The organism is Nocardioides malaquae (assembly GCF_015070385.1).
In the GTDB taxonomy this organism is placed as follows: Bacteria; Actinomycetota; Actinomycetes; order Propionibacteriales; family Nocardioidaceae; genus Nocardioides; species Nocardioides malaquae.
Genome location: NZ_JADCSA010001263.1, coordinates 1 through 234, shown reverse-complemented (window position 1 = coordinate 234; position 234 = coordinate 1). Strand labels below are relative to the sequence as shown.

Sequence of the window (234 nt, the reverse complement as noted above, 5' to 3'; positions counted from 1 at the left end):
CTGAATGAGAAGATCAGTGAGTTGGAGAAGAGCCTCGAGCTGCAGGACCAGACCAGCCTTCAACTGAAGGTAATTTTGCGGCACCTTTAAAAAATATATTTGCATCAGTTCCCAATACATAATGAAGATATGCTACTTTTGATGCTTTTGTTTGACACTGTAGTACGACCAAGTTGGGCATTAATTTACGAAAAAACACAAAGTAAAAATCCGAAGATAAGAGTTTTCTGCCCG

Annotated in this window: 1 protein-coding gene; it reads right to left on the bottom strand. The window is 39.3% G+C overall.

From position 1 onward, the window contains the following. Positions 1-13: 13 nt before the first annotated feature. A partial coding sequence (locus tag IEQ44_RS17510; RefSeq protein ID WP_227487725.1) for a hypothetical protein occupies positions 14-234 on the bottom strand: 221 nt, incomplete at its 5' end.